The organism is Janthinobacterium sp. P210006 (genome assembly GCF_036231885.1).
Classification (GTDB): Bacteria; Pseudomonadota; Gammaproteobacteria; order Burkholderiales; family Burkholderiaceae_D; genus Janthinobacterium; species Janthinobacterium violaceinigrum.
This window is the reverse complement of sequence record NZ_JAZARD010000003.1, coordinates 157,585-172,129: the sequence shown is the minus strand read 5'-3', so window position 1 is coordinate 172,129 and position 14,545 is coordinate 157,585. Positions and strand designations below refer to the sequence as shown.

14 protein-coding genes are annotated in these 14,545 nt (G+C 59.1%); 10 read left to right on the top strand and 4 right to left on the bottom strand.

Annotated elements, in window-relative coordinates; translation table 11 throughout:
• Positions 1-11: 11 nt before the first annotated feature.
• On the top strand, positions 12-1,226 hold the full coding sequence (locus VPH41_RS14765) for an aminotransferase class V-fold PLP-dependent enzyme (protein ID WP_328570610.1): 1,215 nt from the start codon (positions 12-14) through the stop codon (positions 1,224-1,226).
• 44 nt (positions 1,227-1,270) lie between these two features.
• On the opposite strand, the gene ppsR is transcribed toward VPH41_RS14765, so the two are convergent.
• On the bottom strand, positions 1,271-2,119 hold the full coding sequence (gene ppsR, locus VPH41_RS14760) for a posphoenolpyruvate synthetase regulatory kinase/phosphorylase PpsR (protein ID WP_010397654.1): 849 nt from the start codon (positions 2,117-2,119) through the stop codon (positions 1,271-1,273).
• Between the two features lie 152 nt (positions 2,120-2,271).
• Here ppsR and ppsA point away from each other — a divergent pair, with 152 nt between their 5' ends.
• The 5 genes from ppsA (at position 2,272) to VPH41_RS14735 (ending at position 7,874) form a co-directional block, all read left to right on the top strand.
• On the top strand, positions 2,272-4,704 hold the full coding sequence (ppsA, locus tag VPH41_RS14755) for a phosphoenolpyruvate synthase (protein WP_328570609.1): 2,433 nt from the start codon (positions 2,272-2,274) through the stop codon (positions 4,702-4,704).
• A 166-nt stretch (positions 4,705-4,870) separates the two neighbouring features.
• The gene (locus VPH41_RS14750; protein WP_152255343.1) at positions 4,871-5,368 is read left to right on the top strand and encodes a Dps family protein; all 498 of its coding nucleotides are present in this window, start codon (positions 4,871-4,873) and stop codon (positions 5,366-5,368) included.
• Between the two features lie 177 nt (positions 5,369-5,545).
• Entirely contained in the window at positions 5,546-5,962 is a 417-nt protein-coding gene (locus VPH41_RS14745; protein ID WP_152283272.1) for an NfeD family protein, read from the top strand.
• A 15-nt stretch (positions 5,963-5,977) separates the two neighbouring features.
• Positions 5,978-6,922 (top strand): SPFH domain-containing protein, encoded by a 945-nt coding sequence (locus tag VPH41_RS14740; RefSeq protein ID WP_034752220.1) that lies wholly within the window; start codon positions 5,978-5,980, stop codon positions 6,920-6,922.
• A gap of 643 nt (positions 6,923-7,565) precedes the next feature.
• Positions 7,566-7,874, top strand: coding sequence for an H-NS histone family protein (locus VPH41_RS14735; protein WP_010397665.1), 309 nt, complete (start codon positions 7,566-7,568; stop codon positions 7,872-7,874).
• Between the two features lie 316 nt (positions 7,875-8,190).
• Here the strand turns inward: VPH41_RS14735 and smpB are convergent, their stop codons facing one another.
• Positions 8,191-8,640 carry an SsrA-binding protein SmpB gene (gene smpB / locus VPH41_RS14730; RefSeq protein WP_034784131.1) on the bottom strand — a complete coding sequence of 150 codons (450 nt, stop codon included), beginning with the start codon at positions 8,638-8,640 and terminating at the stop codon, positions 8,191-8,193.
• A 93-nt stretch (positions 8,641-8,733) separates the two neighbouring features.
• Here smpB and VPH41_RS14725 point away from each other — a divergent pair, with 93 nt between their 5' ends.
• The 4 genes from VPH41_RS14725 (at position 8,734) to guaA (ending at position 12,730) form a co-directional block, all read left to right on the top strand.
• Positions 8,734-9,165: a type II toxin-antitoxin system RatA family toxin gene (locus VPH41_RS14725; RefSeq protein ID WP_034752216.1), complete on the top strand. Its 432-nt coding sequence runs from the start codon at positions 8,734-8,736 to the stop codon at positions 9,163-9,165.
• Positions 9,158-9,454 (top strand): RnfH family protein, encoded by a 297-nt coding sequence (locus tag VPH41_RS14720; RefSeq protein ID WP_328570608.1) that lies wholly within the window; start codon positions 9,158-9,160, stop codon positions 9,452-9,454. Before VPH41_RS14725 ends, VPH41_RS14720 begins: the two co-directional genes overlap by 8 nt.
• A gap of 134 nt (positions 9,455-9,588) precedes the next feature.
• Positions 9,589-11,049, top strand: a complete 1,461-nt coding sequence (gene guaB, locus VPH41_RS14715) for an IMP dehydrogenase (protein ID WP_071077665.1) — start codon at positions 9,589-9,591, stop codon at positions 11,047-11,049.
• A gap of 70 nt (positions 11,050-11,119) precedes the next feature.
• Positions 11,120-12,730 carry a glutamine-hydrolyzing GMP synthase gene (gene guaA / locus VPH41_RS14710; RefSeq protein ID WP_152283274.1) on the top strand — a complete coding sequence of 537 codons (1,611 nt, stop codon included), beginning with the start codon at positions 11,120-11,122 and terminating at the stop codon, positions 12,728-12,730.
• Positions 12,731-13,009: 279 nt separating this feature from the next.
• On the opposite strand, the gene VPH41_RS14705 is transcribed toward guaA, so the two are convergent.
• Positions 13,010-13,447 carry a helix-turn-helix domain-containing protein gene (locus VPH41_RS14705; RefSeq protein WP_328570607.1) on the bottom strand — a complete coding sequence of 146 codons (438 nt, stop codon included), beginning with the start codon at positions 13,445-13,447 and terminating at the stop codon, positions 13,010-13,012.
• Positions 13,448-13,769: 322 nt separating this feature from the next.
• Positions 13,770-14,375 carry a DUF4291 domain-containing protein gene (locus tag VPH41_RS14700; RefSeq protein WP_328570606.1) on the bottom strand — a complete coding sequence of 202 codons (606 nt, stop codon included), beginning with the start codon at positions 14,373-14,375 and terminating at the stop codon, positions 13,770-13,772.
• Positions 14,376-14,545: the final 170 nt, after the last annotated feature.

Here is a 14,545-nt window from a genome sequence, read left to right as displayed (position 1 = left end):
CCAAGCCCGCCATGCCTGACCATCCAGTTCTGCCTTTGCTTGCCGACGGTGCCACGCGTGACGAGGCCTGGTGGCGCCAGGCCGCCGCGTTCTATCCCGCGCCGCCGGACGCCCTCGTCAATCTCGAACACGGCTATTTCGGCGCCATGGCCGCACCCGTGCAAGCGGCCTTCGAACAGGCCGTGCGCTACACGAATGAGCAGCTGAGTCCTTTCGTGCGCGGCGAATTCACGCGCACGCATGTGGATATTCTGCGCCAGCGTGTCGCTGAACTGATCCATGCCGAACCGCACGAGATCCTGCTGACGCGCAGCGGCACCGAGTCCATGCAGGTGCTGATCACGCAATACCATGGCCTGGCGCCCGGCGATACCGTGCTGTGGAGTAATCTCGACTATCCTGCCATGCGCACGGCGATGCGCTGGCTGGCGCAGCGCCGCGGCGTCACCAGCACGCAAGTCGCATTGCGCTTGCCCATCAGCGATGACGAGATCGTCGCCCGCTACGCGCAAGCCATGCGCCAGGCCGTCAAGCCCAGATTGCTGCTGCTGTCGCAGGTAACGCCGGCCAACGGCCAGCAACTGCCGGTGCGGGAAATCATGGCGCTGGCGCGCGAACACGGCATCGACGTGCTGCTCGACAGCGCCCATGCGCTGGGACAGGTCGACGTGGACGTGCAGGCCCTGGGCGTCGATTTCGCCGGGTTCAATCTGCACAAATGGCTGGGCGCGCCGGCGGGACTGGGCGTCGTGTACATCCGCGCATCGCAGCTGCACAAGATCGAACCGCATTTTGGCGACGACGATTATGCGCCAACGGATATCCGCAGCCGCCTGCACATGGGCATGCCGCCGATCGGCGCCATCCTGGCCGCGCCAGCCGCACTGGACTTCCATGCGCGCCTGGGCGGCACGCCGGCCAAGACGGAACGCCTGGCCTGGCTGCGCACGTACTGGGTCAGCCGCGTCGCGCAACTGCCCGGCGTGCGGCTGCTGTCGCCGCTCGATGCGAAGCGGGGCACGGCGCTGGTGGCCTTTGCCGTCGACGGCATGCGTGCGCGCGAACTGCAGCAGGCTTTATTGCACCGCTTCGGCGTGTTTACCGTCGAACGCAATATCGGCGACACCGATGTCGTGCGCGCCACGGTGGCCATTACGACGCAGACCAGTGAACTCGATCAGCTGGTCGCCGCGCTAACGGTGCTTTCGCGCGAAACGAACGCCTGACAAAACTATCGCGAGCGGACGCGCAGCAGGTTTGGTCAAGCGTTCTAGTACTCGCGGCGGTTCGGCTTGATCTCCTGCAGGATCGTCGTGGAGATCTCTTCGATCGACTTGGTGGTCGAGGAGAGCCAGCGGATACCCTCGCGTTTCATCATTTTTTCCGCCTCGTTGACCTCGTAACGGCAATTTTCGATGGCTGCATACTTGCTTCCAGCGCGTCTTTCGTTGCGTATTTCCGACAAACGTTCGGGCGTAATGCTCAATCCAAAAATTTTATTCTTAAATTCCAGCAAGGCCGAAGGCAGCTTGTCGCGCTCGAAATCGTCGGGAATCAGCGGATAATTGGCCGCCTTGATGCCATATTGCATGGCCAGATACAGGCTGGTCGGGGTCTTGCCAGAGCGGGAAACACCGACCAGAATGACATCGGCCGAGGACAGGTTCTTGTGCGACTGGCCGTCGTCGTGCGCCAGCGAATAGTTGATCGCCTCGATGCGGTTCTTGTACTCCTCGCTGTCGACGATATTGTGCGAGCGGCCGATGGTGTGGGTCGACATCACGCCCAGTTCCTGCTCCAGCGGGGCGACAAAGGTCTGGATCAGGTCCATGTGCATGCCGCTGGACTTGCGGATCACGGCCGACAGGTCGTTCTTCACCAGCGTGGAGAAAATGATCGGGCGCTGGCCATCGGCGGCGAACGCTTCGTTGATCTTGCGCGCCGCCTCGTAGGCCTTGTCCATGGTATCGATGAAGGGCAGGCGGATCTGGCGGAAGCGCAGATCGAACTGCGTCAGCACCGAGTGGCCGAACGTCTCGGCGGTGATGCCGGTGCCGTCGGAAACGAAGAAGACGGTGCGGGCCGCGGAGGGCAGAGGGGGGCGTGGATCTTGTGTCATGGGTTTTCGGATCAAGATTGTGCGTCGTCAATTTGCGCCGCACAAGGTAAAATGGCTGCAACGGTATGATTGTGCTGCACGACGCCAAGAATAACAAGAAGACTGTCTGTGCGCCTCGCGTAAAGATTTCTATCATCAGTAAGGGTGTCATTATGACCAACGCAGTATCGCAACAGCAGGAAGACAAGGACGCGGCGTATGTTGCCTCGTTCGAGCATTTGCGCATGACGGATGTCGAATCCGTCGGCGGCAAGAACGCCTCCCTGGGCGAAATGATCAGCCAGCTGGCGGAAGCCGGCGTACGCGTGCCTGGCGGCTTTGCCACCACGGCGCAGGCCTTCCGCGATTTCCTGTCGTACAGCGCCAACGGCGGCCTGCCGCTGGCCGAACGCATCGCCCAGCGCCTCGAAGGGCTGAACATCGATGACGTGCGTTCGCTGGCGCAAGCCGGTGCCGAGATCCGTCAATGGATCGTGGAAACGCCATTCCAGCCACGCCTGGCTGCCGAAATCGACCAGTTCTACGCCAAGCTGGTGGCCGATTCCGACACGGAAATGTCGTTTGCCGTGCGCTCGTCAGCTACGGCGGAAGACTTGCCCGACGCTTCTTTTGCCGGCCAGCAAGAAACCTTCCTGAACGTGGTCGGCATCGACAATGTGCTCGAGGCCATGAAACAGGTGTTCGCGTCGCTGTACAACGACCGCGCCATCTCCTACCGCGTGCACAAGGGTTTCACGCACGCTGAAGTGGCCTTGTCGGCCGGCGTGCAGCGCATGGTGCGTTCCGACCTGGGCGCGGCCGGCGTGATGTTTACCATCGATACCGAATCGGGCTTCAAGGACGTGGTCTTCGTCACTTCCAGCTATGGCCTGGGCGAGACCGTGGTGCAGGGCGCCGTCAATCCCGACGAATTCTATGTGCACAAGCCGATGCTGGAAAAGGGCAAGTCGCCCGTGATCCGCCGCAATATCGGCTCGAAGCTGCTGAAGATGGAATTCACGAACGAAGCGAAAGCCGGCCGTTCCGTGAAAACCGTCGATGTGCCCGTTGAAATGCGCAACCGCTACTCGCTGAACGACAGCGAAGTGGTGGAACTGGCAAAGTACGCCGTCATCATCGAGAACCACTACGGCCGTCCGATGGACATCGAGTGGGGCAAGGATGGCCGCGACGGCAAGCTGTACATCCTGCAGGCGCGTCCCGAGACCGTCAAGTCGCAGCAAAAGGCGACCGACGTGCAGGAACGCTTCAAGCTGAAAAGCACGGGCACCGTGCTGACGTCCGGCCGCGCCATCGGCCAGAAGATCGGCGCCGGCCCCGTGCGCGTGATTCACGACCCGGCCGACATGGAACGCGTGCAGCCAGGCGACGTCCTCGTTGCCGACATGACGGACCCGAACTGGGAGCCGGTCATGAAGCGCGCGTCGGCCATCGTCACCAACCGTGGCGGCCGTACTTGCCATGCTGCAATTATCGCGCGTGAGCTGGGCGTGCCGGCCGTCGTCGGCTGCGGCAACGCTACCGACGTGCTGAAAGACGGCACCTTCGTCACCGTCGTGTGCTCCGAAGGCGACGAGGGCAAGATCTACGATGGCTTGCTGGAAACGGAAGTGTCGGAAGTGTCGCGCGGCGAATTGCCGAAGCTCGACACCAAGATCATGCTCAACGTGGGCAATCCGCAGCTGGCGTTCGACTTCCAGTCCGTGCCGAATGCGGGCGTGGGCCTGGCGCGCCTGGAATTCATCATCAATAACAATATTGGTGTGCATCCGCGCGCGATCCTCGAATACCCGAACATCGATGCCGACCTGAAAAAGGCCGTGGAATCGGTGGCGCGCGGCCACGCTTCGCCAAAGGCGTTCTATATCGACAAGCTGGCCGAAGGCATCGCCACCATCGCTGCCGCGTTCTGGCCGAAAAAAGTCATCGTGCGCCTGTCCGACTTCAAGTCGAACGAGTACAAGAAGCTGATCGGCGGTTCGCGCTACGAGCCGGACGAGGAAAACCCGATGCTGGGCTTCCGCGGCGCGGCGCGCTACCTGTCGGCCGACTTCTCCGAAGCATTCAACATGGAATGCGAAGCGATGAAGCGCGTGCGCAACGACATGGGCCTGACCAACGTGGAAATCATGGTGCCATTCGTGCGCACCCTGGGCCAGGCCGAGAAAGTCATCGACCTGCTGGCGAAGAATGGCTTGAAGCGTGGCGAGAACGACCTGCGCGTCATCATGATGTGCGAAGTGCCGTCGAACGCCATCCTGGCCGACCAGTTCCTCGACCATTTCGACGGCTTCTCGATTGGTTCGAACGACCTGACCCAGCTGACCCTGGGCCTGGACCGCGATTCCGGCATGGAATTGCTGGCGGCCGACTTCGACGAGCGCGATCCAGCCGTGAAAGCCCTGCTGGCCCTGGCCATCAAGGCTTGCCTGGCACGCGGCAAGTACATCGGCATTTGCGGCCAGGGTCCTTCCGATCATCCGGACTTCGCCGTCTGGCTGATGGAGCAGGGCATCGAATCGATGTCCCTGAATCCGGACTCGGTGATTGATACCTGGCAGAAGCTCGCTGCGCTGAAAGCGTAAGCGTCCTGCTTGCTTCCTGAAAACCCGCTGCCGTTGACCTGGCAGCGGGTTTTTTTATGCCTGCCATGCCGGCGAGGCGATAACCATGCGGCGCACGCCTGTATTCGATGGCTTTGCGCCAGATCAGCTAAAATGATTCCACCAATACATTGAAACGGGAGTTCTCATGGCAAGCAAGAAACCGAGCAAAGCTGCAAAGATCGACATCGGCATTTCCGAAGCGGACCGCGCGAAGATCGCGGAAGGCCTGTCCGGCCTGCTGGCCGACAGCTACACCTTGTACCTGATGACCCATAACTTTCACTGGAACGTCAAGGGGCCGATGTTCAACACCCTGCACCTGATGTTCATGACGCAATACACGGAGCAGTGGGGCGCGCTGGACCTGATCGCAGAGCGCATCCGCGCCCTCGGTTATCCGGCACCGGGCACCTACAAGGAATTCGTCAAGCTGGCCTCGATCAAGGAAATCGACGGCGTGCCGCCGGCGCTGGACATGGTCAGCCACCTGGTGGCGGCACAGGAAGCGACCGCGCGCACGGCGCGCCGCCTGTTCCCTTTGCTGGAAAAAGCCAATGACCAGCCGACGGCCGACCTGATCACGCAGCGCCTGGATCTGCATGAAAAGACGGCGTGGATGCTGCGCAGCCTGCTGGAAGAGTAATTGCCGGGCTGGCGGTGCTAATTCGCCCCAGGCTATTGACGCCATCAGGAATTGCGTTAGACTGCTTGTATATAGGTGTTTGGCAAGAATAATATCAGGCAGTACTGCGCATTAAACCCCGTCGCTTATATAGGCTGCGGGGTTTTTTATTTTCGGATTCATAAAGATGGAGGCATCATGGCTGAATGGGTAGGCTGGTTTGTGGCGGCTGGCGCGGTATTGATCCTGGAACTGTTTACGGGCACGTTTTATCTGCTGATGATCGCCATCGGCATCGGTGCCGGAGGATTGGTGGCGCTGGCGGGCGGCAATGGCAGCTGGCAGGCCCTGACGGCCGCCATTGTCGGCGTGGCGGCCACGCTGTTACTGCGGCGCAGCCGTTTTGGCAAGGCGGCGCGGCGCGATGCGGCGCAGGACCCGAATGTGAATCTCGATATCGGCCAAAGCGTGGCAGTCGCGCATTGGGTCGATGGCGCTGCGCGCGTCATGTATCGCGGCGCCTTGTGGGATGTGGAACTGATTCCCGGCAGCGATGCGCAGGCGGGGCATTACACCATCCGCGCCGTGCGTGGCAGCCGTTTGATTGTTGGATAACCTGGAGAGTGGATTATGGAAGTAAGCATCGGAAGCGTGTCGCTGATCTTGTTATTGCTGGCATTGGTATTTGTCTTCAAGACCGTCAATGTGGTGCCGCAGCAGCATGCCTGGGTGGTAGAGCGCCTGGGCAAGTTCCATGCGGTATTGGGTCCCGGCCTGAATATCGTCGTGCCTTTTGTTGACCGCATCGCTTACAAGCACGTGCTCAAGGAAATCCCGCTCGACGTACCGCCGCAGGTATGCATTACGCGCGACAATACGCAATTGCAGGTCGATGGCATTCTGTATTTCCAGATTACCGACGCCATGCGTGCTTCATATGGTTCGTCGAATTATATTGCCGCCATTACGCAACTGGCGCAAACGACCTTGCGTTCGGTGATCGGTAAAATGGAACTCGACAAGACATTTGAAGAGCGCGACCATATCAATACGGCCATCGTGAATGCCATCGATGAATCGGCGGCGAATTGGGGTGTCAAGGTATTGCGCTATGAAATCAAGGATTTGACGCCGCCCAAGGAAATCCTGCATGCGATGCAGGCGCAGATTACGGCCGAGCGCGAAAAGCGTGCCCTGATTGCCGCCTCGGAAGGGCGCAAGCAGGAACAGATCAATATCGCCAGCGGCGAGCGCGAAGCGGCGATTGCCCGCTCGGAAGGTGAAAAGCAGGCATCGATCAACCGCGCCGAAGGCCAGGCCACGGCCATCGTCGCGCTGGCGCAGGCCAGTGCCGAGGCGCTGCGCCAGGTGGGCGCCGCCATCCGCGAGCCGGGCGGCGAGGATGCCGTCAACCTGAAAGTGGCCGAGCAGTATGTGGGCGCATTCGCGCAATTGGCGAAAACGAATAACTCGATTATCGTGCCGGCCAATCTGGGCGACATGAGCGGTTTGATTGCCACGGCGATGCAGGTGGTAAAAACGCAGAAGCCGAAAGGCGGCGTGGCTATTCCCTGATTGTCTGCTGGCTTGGTGAATAGCAAGTCCGTAGCAAGTTTGTTGTCAATACTGCCCGCCTTATGGCGGGCAGTTTGCATTTACGCTGGCTGGAATATATGGCGATGCCAGGGCAGCAGTATCTGCGCGTGGAGCAGTAACGTTGAAAATCTTTTCTTCATGTTATGCTGTGCGCACTTTCGGGACTATATGCTCTGTCGTGCGGCGCTTGTCTTTTCGATTGGAATAGAATCTGCTGCTCATGCGTGGCGATGGTTGTGCCGATAGCCGCGACGAATATCCGGGCGGTATTTTGGCAGCCGATGCGTAATTGGCGATAGTATTGCCTCCATGTGTATTTTCAATTGCCATTTATAATTACTATAAATTGCAATGAAACAAAAAGTACTGCAGAATAAATGCTGCCGATGGCGTTGTATTGAATTCCAGCCGCACAAAGCAGGGACGCTTACGCAGCCGGTCCATGCGCGATGGCGGTTCCCGGGATTGACGATTTTCAGGGTCTGAAAGCAGGGAGAGTCGGGTTTTTGGTAAAAGAATTGTAAAAAACAATCAAATCTTAAGAAAAATCACCTCAGTCGCGTTACAATTGGATAGAATTTAACTGTTCAGTTATATTTTTCAACTCACACAAGGAAATATCATGGATCTGTCCAGCTTATCCCTGTCCGAACTGCGCACCTTGCAGGACGACATCAAGAAACAAATGAAGAAACGCGAACAAGACGATCTGTCCAAAGCGCGCGAGCAAATCCTGGCGATTGCCCAGAGCGTGGGCGTTTCCGTAAAAGATCTGGTTGGCACGGGTATTCGCGCTAAAACCGGCACGGTCGCAGTACGTTATCGCAATCCGGATGATGCGACGCAGCAGTGGACTGGCCGTGGCCGTCAACCGAAATGGGTCAAAGAGTGGACCGATTCGGGCAAGTCGCGTGATCTGCTGAAGGTTTGATCCTGAAGGGTTAAAAAACCGTTCATTCGGATGCTTGTCCTGTGAAGTAGTACAGGTGTAGTACAAGGCAGCATGCAAGCATCCGGAACTTTCTTTATTCGTCGTCCTTGGCCAGCCAGGCCAGTTTCATTCATCTCTGCTTATCTTCATGGTATTTTTGTCTATACCAGTCTTTTTCCGCCTTATCTATTTTCCCCTCCCTGTTTTAATTCCGTCGCGCTGTGCTTTCCGCTTGCCGCAGGCAATGGGCAAAATAAAACCCGGCATCTAGCCGGGTTTGCTGTTACGGACGCAGCACACTGCGCGCAGTGCCGGATCAGCGGCGGTGCGACTTCATTGCTGCCTGCACTTCGCGCGCGCCATCGCGGTCGCGTTCTGCTGCCCGCTTGTCGTGCTGTTTCTTGCCTTTGGCCAGGCCGATTTCGCATTTCACGCGGCCGCCCTTGTAGTGCAGGTTGAGCGGCACCAGCGTATAGCCGGAACGTTCCACCTTGCCGATCAGTTTATCCATTTCCGCGCGGTGCAGCAGCAGCTTGCGCGTGCGTACGGCTTCCGGGTGGATATGGGTGGAGGCGGTCGGCAGGGCGCTGATATGCGCGCCGAACAGGAAGAGTTCGTCGCCGCGGACGACAACGTAGGCTTCCTTGATTTGTACGCGGGCGTCGCGGATGGCTTTGACTTCCCAGCCTTCCAGCACGATGCCCGCTTCGTAGCGATCCTCGATAAAGTAGTCGTGGAAGGCTTTTCTGTTGTCTGCTATGGTCATGAGATGGTAAATGTGCGCGGGTCGGTTAAACTACTGTCTCGCGCAAGCGCGATAAAATCAAATGTATCCAACATCATAGCAAATGGTTCTTCAATGGCAGTAGTACATAAATCAGTTTTTCTCGGCTATAGCGCCGAACAAATGTTCGCGCTGGTGGCGGCGGTGGAGGATTATCCCAAATTCCTGCCCTGGTGCGGTGCGGTCGAGATTCGCGAGCGGGGCGAGAACACGGTTGTCGCCAGCGTGGGCATACATTACCACGGCGTGCGCCAAAGCTTCACCACGTCCAACGAGAACGTGCCACCGAGCTCCATCAAGATGAAGCTGGTGGACGGTCCTTTCAAGACCCTCGATGGCGTATGGACCTTCAAGGCCTTGCGTGAAGACGCCTGCAAGATCGAACTGGATCTGCACTACGAGTTTTCCAGCCGCGTGCTCGAGCAGATCATCGGTCCCGTCTTCGGCATGATCGCCAACAGCATGGTCGACTCCTTCTGCAAGCGTGCGGAGACGGTGTATGGCTGAGGCCGACATCCAGGTGCAAGTCTGCCACGCCTTGCCGGATAGCAGCTTCCTGCGCACCTTGACGGTGCCTGCGGGCACGACCATCGAGCAGGCCGTGGCGCAGAGCGGCTTGCTGCAAGCCATTCCCGGCATCGACCTGGCCATCAATATGGTCGGCATCTATGGCAAGAAGAAGACGCCCGATACCGTCTTGCACGAGCATGACCGGGTGGAAGTGTACCGGCCCCTGCAGGCGGACCCGAAAGAGGCGCGCCGGCGCCGCGCCAGCAGCAAGCCTGCCAAGGGTTGAGCGGGCAGGACGGCAGCAGCCTGACCCCTGCCAGGCGGCGACATTTTTTGCTATTTTCAAATATCTTTTCTATGCTGCAAGGACGGAGGGCGCTTTTTTCTGTATAATCTGCTTTTGCGCCAATAGGAAATGCTATGCGTCTACTTCAAAAAGCACTCACATTCGATGACGTGCTGCTCGTCCCAGCCTACTCCAACGTTCTGCCCGCCGATACGTCCCTCAAAACTCGCCTGACCCGCAATATCACCCTGAATATTCCCTTGCTGTCCGCAGCCATGGATACGGTGACGGAAGCCCGTCTGGCGATCGCGATGGCCCAGGAAGGCGGCATCGGTATCATCCACAAGAATTTGAATCCGAAGGACCAGGCACGTGAAGTGGCCCGTGTAAAACGTTTCGAAGCCGGCGTGCTGCGCGATCCGATCACGATTCCGCCAGACATGAAAATCCGCGACGTGATCGCGCTGACGGAACAATACGGCATCAGCGGTTTCCCTGTCGTCAAGGGCAAGGAAGTGGTCGGCATCATTACCAACCGCGATTTGCGCTTTGAAAAGGAACTCGACGCGGAAGCCTCCGCCAAGATGACCCCGCGCGAAAAACTCGTCGTCGTCAACGAAGATGCGGACACGGCCGAAGCCAAGCGCCTGATGAACAAGCACCGCCTCGAGCGCGTGCTGGTCGTTAATGACGCGTTCGAACTGCGCGGTCTGATCACCGTCAAGGATATCCAGAAGTCGACTTCGCACCCGTTCGCGTCGAAAGACAGCCAGGGCAAACTGCTGGTCGGCGCTGCCGTCGGCGTGGGCGCCAAGGATGAAGAGCGCATCGACCTGCTGGTCGCTGCCGGCGTCGACGTGCTGGTGGTCGATACGGCCCACGGCCACTCGCAAGGCATCCTCGACCGCGTACGCTGGATCAAGACCAAGTACCCGCAAGTGGAAGTGATTGGCGGCAATATCGCTACCGCCGCTGCCGCCAAGGCGCTGGTGGAATACGGCGCCGACGCCGTCAAGGTCGGCATCGGTCCTGGCTCCATCTGCACCACGCGTATCGTCGCCGGTGTGGGCGTGCCGCAAATCACGGCCATCTCGAACGTGGCGGAAGCACTGGAAGGCACGGGCGTGCCATGTATCGCCGACGGCGGCATCCGCTTCTCGGGCGATATTTCGAAAGCGCTGGCCGCTGGCGCCTCGACCGTCATGATGGGCTCCATGTTTGCCGGCACGGAAGAAGCGCCAGGCGAAGTGATCCTGTACCAGGGCCGCAGCTACAAGTCCTACCGCGGCATGGGTTCGCTGGGCGCGATGTCCGATGGTTCGGCTGACCGTTATTTCCAGGACGCCACCATGAAGGCCGACAAGTTCGTACCGGAAGGTATCGAAGGCCGCGTCGCCTACAAGGGCAGCGTGCTGGCGATCATCTTCCAGCTGGTGGGCGGCGTGCGTCAATCGATGGGTTACTGCGGTTGCGCCACCATCGACGAATTGCGCGAAAAAGCGGAATTCGTGGAAATCACCTCGGCCGGCATGCGCGAGTCGCATGTCCATGATGTGCAGATCACGAAAGAAGCACCGAACTACCGCTCCGAATAAGCGGTAGCGATAGTCCGGACCGGCGCCTTAGGCGCCGGTCTTGCAATTGACCCTGAATAAAGTCCCCATCATGCATTCTAAAATCCTCATTCTCGATTTCGGTTCCCAAGTCACCCAGTTGATCGCCCGCCGAGTGCGCGATTCCGGCGTGTTTTCCGAAGTCTTCCCGTATGACGTCAGCGACGAATTCGTGCGCAACTACGGTGCTGCCGGCGTGATCCTGTCGGGCAGCCACAATTCCACCCTGGACGGCGATTCGCCGCGCGCGCCGCAAGCCGTGTTCGAGCTGGGCGTGCCCGTGCTGGGCATCTGCTACGGCATGCAAACCATGGCGGCCCAGCTGGGCGGCAAGGTGGAAAACGGCCTGGTACGCGAATTCGGCTACGCCGAGGTGCGCGCCCGCAGCCATACCAAGCTGCTCAACGGTATTGCCGACTTCGTCACCGACGAAGGCCATGGCATGCTGAAAGTGTGGATGAGCCACGGCGACAAGGTGCTGGAAATGCCGCCAGGCTTCAAGCTGATGGGCAACACCCCGAGCTGCCCGATCGCCGCCATGGCCGACGAAGAGCGCCAGTTCTACGGCGTGCAATTCCACCCGGAAGTGACCCACACGGTGCAGGGCAAGGCCATGATCGGCCGCTTCGTGCATGAAATCTGCGGCTGCAAGTCGGACTGGAACATGCCCGACTACATCAGCGAAGCGGTGGAAAAGATCCGCGCGCAAGTGGGGACGGATGAAGTCATCCTGGGCCTGTCCGGCGGCGTCGATTCGTCCGTCGCGGCAGCGCTGATCCACCGCGCCATCGGCGACCAGCTGACCTGCGTGTTCGTCGACCACGGCCTGCTGCGCCTGGACGAAGGCAAGATGGTGATGGATATGTTCGCCAAGAACCTGGGCGTGAAAGTCATCCGCGTCGATGCGGAAGACCAGTTCATGGGCCACCTGGCCGGCGTCACCGATCCCGAGCAGAAGCGCAAGATCATCGGCCGCGAATTCGTCGAAGTGTTCCAGGTCGAGTCTGGCAAGCTGGTCAACGCCAAATGGTTGGCGCAAGGCACGATTTATCCGGACGTCATCGAATCGGCGGGCAAGGGCAAAAAAGGCCAGACCATCAAGAGCCACCACAACGTGGGCGGCTTGCCGGACACCATGAAGCTCAAGCTGCTCGAACCGCTGCGCGAACTGTTCAAGGATGAAGTGCGCAAGCTCGGCGTCGCGCTCGGCTTGCCGCATGACATGGTCTACCGCCACCCATTCCCGGGCCCGGGCCTGGGCGTGCGCATCCTCGGCGAAGTCAAGAAAGACTACGCCGACCTGCTGCGCCGCGCCGATGCCATCTTCATCGAAGAATTGCGCAACACGCCATACGAATTCGTCGCCGGCCAGGCCGTCGATCCGGATGCGCTGCCAGCGAACTGGTACGAAGCGACCAGCCAGGCTTTCGCCGTGTTCCTGCCCGTCAAATCGGTGGGCGTGATGGGCGATGGCCGCACCTACGAATACGTGGTGGCCCTGCGCGCCGTGCAAACGCAGGACTTCATGACGGCCCACTGGGCGCACTTGCCGCACAGCTTGCTGGGCAAGGTGTCGAACCGCATCATCAACGAAGTACGCGGCATCAACCGCGTCGTCTACGATATTTCGGGCAAGCCGCCGGCGACCATCGAATGGGAGTGATGGGTTCGCTTTAACTGCTTGATTTAAAGTGAAAAATTGATGGCCGTTGATAATTCAAAAAGTTATCAATGGCCATTTTTTAATGTGCGTGCGGTTGATCCGTCGCGCCGAGGACATGCGTGCATTGACGTCTGCACCGCGATCCCAGGTCAATGACTCCACCCAGCCATCAGGCAGTTTTTTGACTGCACAGGTCAACGCATGGATCACGCTCGGCGTATTTCCCCGAGAGTTGCACCACTCCATCTACCGCGATTTTTCAGCAAGGTAGTGATCCCGCTATTTCTCGCTCTTGCTTGCGGACTCGGCGCAATCCGCGGCTTTTTTGGGGATGGCATCGAGGCCTTGACGCGCGAGGTGCAGCAGCTCTATTTCTACGGTGCTGCCATTTTGCATGGACAGGCGCTTCACGGCGGAGGCAAGCACGGGGGGAAGTTCCAGAAAATGCAGGATCAGCGCCCCTCCGGCCGGCACTGGCGGGTCGATTTGCGTCGCTCTGGCGATGGGCAACGTCCCATGCATAAGCCAGGCGGTGCTGACGCCGAGGGCCGCGGCAATCTTGTCTGCCGCGTCCATAAGCAGTTTGGCTTTGCCTGATTCATAGCGATACAGTTGCGTGGGATTGATGCCCGCCCGTTCGGCAAGCTGCACTTGTGAGATATGAAGATTCTCGCGGCAGCTTTTGAGGCGCTCAGAAACATGGGTGTTGCCAGACATACATATTGCCTTTCAATATACAACGTTCGTGAATGACCGGCTGTGACGCAGCTGTCTCCACAGTGATGAAAGGAACGAGAGCGTCTTGCTAGCCACAGCCTGGTCAACAGCAGTGATTTTACCGCCCGGGAGCGGCATGGCGGCATCCCTGGTTTCGTATTCCTTCCGGTCGGCCCGGCCAAGGTCGAGATCGTGTACGAGTGCCGGAACTGACCCTGCCCCGCAGGGGAGGGCGTTGGGCGCAGTAGAGCTTGTCAAAAGACGGCCTGCGCTGCATGAGCTACCTTGCTTGACCTCGCTCTCAGGTCCTGGATGTCAGCGCTCAGGATGGATGAAATACTGACGAATACGGTTTTTCTTGCGGAAGCATGTGCTTTGCTTCCTCAAACTTTTCTTGGGCGAGCAGCGCATGGATTGCGTGGGCCAGCGGCGTCACATCCGCCACCCTGGTTATCCATTGATTTACGTAAAGTTCTACCGCCTTTTTGCTGAGGCCGATCTGAATGGCTCTGTGAGCTTGCGGCCGCAACAGCAGGTCCCGCTCCGGGTCCCATTGGATGCGCACGGGCGATGCCTCTTTCTTCGCCGACCATTCTTCCTTGCTCATGGATGCATCCGCGTGGCTCAGGCAGCCGTGCTCCAGCGCCCATTCAAATCCCGCTCTGCTGATATCGATCGCCAGTATGCGTTGCTGACCAGCGTCTTTGAATCCCCAGCCCGCGCGATACATCATCCATAAGAAAGACGGTTTAATCCAGGTCATGCGTTCCATCTTGAACGGGGGCGAAGTAAATGTGCCGTTCGTCAATGCTCCATCCGCGATCGCATCCGGATAGGCTTGATAGACACGGATGGTCGATTCGTCGTAGGTGGCCCTGATCTGACGTTCAGGGATGGCTGATGTTGGGCGCTGATCATCTTGTTGCATTGTTACCTTGGTTGAAGCCAGGGAGAATCCCGGCGAGTTTGAACATGATGCTGACAGTGCCGCCCGACTCCTGCGCGTGGCCTAAGCAATCTTTCTGCCAGCCATGCGTCGCCGGTGGATAGCCCATGCCGGTGGACCCGCGAGGAGGGTGGCAAGGTGGATGGCCTGAC